This is a genomic window from Streptomyces tricolor, assembly GCF_002155905.1.
GTDB classification, from domain to species: Bacteria; Actinomycetota; Actinomycetes; order Streptomycetales; family Streptomycetaceae; genus Streptomyces; species Streptomyces tricolor.
In genome coordinates, this window is sequence record NZ_MUMF01000921.1 from 1 (window position 1) to 2,201 (window position 2,201).

Consider the following 2,201-nt stretch of genomic DNA (forward strand, 5'->3'; position numbering starts at 1 on the left):
GTGCAGGGGCCGGACGCACGGCCTTCGCCCACGACACCTGGGAGACCCTCGACGCACCCCATCTGCCGGTGGAGGCCGGGAAGTTGAGCATGCACGGCGCGGTCCGGGCGGGCAAGGGCGTGTCCGGCCCCTTCACCCGGCTGCTGTCACCGGTGCCGCTGCACGAGCTGTTCGCCCGGGCGGCGCGGGCCTGAACGGCAGCGGGGGCCGGCGCACCGGCGCCGGCCCCCGGGGACCCGAAGGAAGGAGGGACCTTACGCCCCGCTCTCCCGCAGCATGTCCTCACGCTCGACGATCTTCACGCGGTCACGGCCCTGCGGCTCGCCCAGGGCACGCTCGGCGGCGTCCAGCTTGTACCAGCCCTCCCAGGTGGTGAAGCGGATGTTCCGCTCGGCGAGGAAGGCGTCCACGGCCTCCGGCTCGGGCGTCGCCGGGGTGTGCAGCCGGCCGCCCGCGTAGTCGTCCAGCAGGTTGGCCACGGTCTCGTTGGCGTCGCCCTTGGTGTGGCCGATGAGACCGACGGGGCCGCGCCGGATCCAGCCGGTGACATAGGTGGACTGCAGGTGGGTGCCGCCCTCCTCGATCACCCGGCCGCCCTCGTCGGGGACGGTCCCGGAGTCGATGTCCCAGGGCAGCTTGGGCAGCTTCTCGGAGAGGTAGCCGACCGCGCGGTAGACGGCCGTGACGTCCCAGTCCTTGAACTCGCCGGTGCCCTTGACGTTGCCGGTGCCGTCCAGGGCGGTGCGCTCGGTGCGCAGGCCGACGACCTTGCCGTCCTCGCCGAGGATCTCCGCGGGCGACTCGAAGAAGTGCAGGAACAGCTTGTGCGGGCGGTTGCCGACGTCCCGGATCGCCCAGTTCTCCAGCGTCTTGGCGACCATGTCGGCCTGCTTGTTGCCGCGCCGGGTCTCGATCGAGCCCTCGTCGTAGTCGATGTCCTCGGGGTCGACGATGACCTCGATGTTCGGGGAGTGGTCCAGCTCGCGCAGCTCCATCGGGCTGAACTTCGCCTGCGCCGGGCCACGGCGGCCGAAGACGTGGATCTCCACGGCCTTGTTGGCCTTCAGGCCGTCGTAGACGTTCGGCGGGATCTCGGTCGGCAGCAGCTCGTCGGCGGTCTTGGCGAGGATGCGGGCGACGTCCAGGGCGACGTTGCCGACGCCGAGCACGGCGACCTTCTCGGCCTCCAGCGGCCAGGTCCGCGGCACGTCCGGGTGGCCGTCGTACCAGGAGACGAAGTCGGCGGCGCCGTAGGAGCCGTCCAGGTCGATGCCGGGTATGGGCAGTTCGCGGTCGGCCATCGCGCCGGTGGAGAAGATCACCGCGTCGTAGAAGGCGCGCAGGTCGTCCAGGCTGATGTCGGTCGGGTAGTCGACGTTGCCGAACAGGCGGATCTGCGGCTTGTCCAGGACCTGGTGCAGGGCGGTGATGATGCCCTTGATGCGCGGGTGGTCGGGCGCGACACCGTACCGGATCAGGCCGAACGGGGCGGGCATCCGCTCGAAGAGGTCGATGGACACACCGGGGTCGGCGGCCACCTCGGACTTGAGCAGGGCGTCGGCGGCGTAGATCCCGGCGGGGCCGGCTCCGACGATGGCTACCCGCAGGGGGCGCGGCATGATCAGGTTCCCTTCGAGCGTGAATGGGCGACTTGATCAGGAAGCCTAAACTAAGGCAGACCTAAGTTGGTACCGGGGTCTCGTCTATGACCTCATAAGCCGATCTTATGGGTTTCCCAGGGGTTGCTTATGCGGGCCCCGCCGGGCGGCGTACGGGCCGGCGGGGGAGGCTCACGCGACCCTTGGCTGCCGCGTGCCGCGTGCCGCNNTCGCCGCCTCACCGGCGCCGTAGATCGACTCCTCGCGGACGGACGAGCCCGGTCCCGGGGCGTGGACCATCATGCCGTCGCCGACGTGCAGACCCACATGCCGGTCGTCGTCGAAGAAGAGGACGAGGTCACCGGGCTCGATGCCGGCGAGCGTCACCGGGGTACCGGCCAGCGCCTGCTGGTGCGCCGTACGCGGCAGCGTGACACCGGCCGCCCGCCACGCGACCTGGGTGAGGCCGGAGCAGTCGTACGAGTCCGGCCCGCTCGCCCCCCAGACGCACGGCTTCCCGATCTGCGCCCGGGCGAACGCGATGGCCTTGGCGGCTCGCAGGGCGCGTGGCGACTCCGGGGCGGCTGCGGGCCCGGGGAGGGG

At 71.2% G+C, this 2,201-nt stretch carries 3 protein-coding genes; 1 reads left to right on the forward strand and 2 read right to left on the reverse strand.

Going from position 1 to position 2,201, the window contains the following annotated elements; translation table 11 throughout:
• A partial coding sequence (locus tag CCN44_RS44825; RefSeq protein WP_158103229.1) for a hypothetical protein occupies positions 1-194 on the forward strand: 194 nt, incomplete at its 5' end.
• A gap of 60 nt (positions 195-254) precedes the next feature.
• On the opposite strand, the gene CCN44_RS41510 is transcribed toward CCN44_RS44825, so the two are convergent.
• Positions 255-1,619 (reverse strand): FAD-dependent oxidoreductase, encoded by a 1,365-nt coding sequence (locus CCN44_RS41510; RefSeq protein WP_086704383.1) that lies wholly within the window; start codon positions 1,617-1,619, stop codon positions 255-257.
• Between the two features lie 171 nt (positions 1,620-1,790).
• Positions 1,791-2,201 (reverse strand): C40 family peptidase (locus CCN44_RS41515; protein WP_143650456.1); only part of this gene is annotated, 411 nt, incomplete at its 5' end.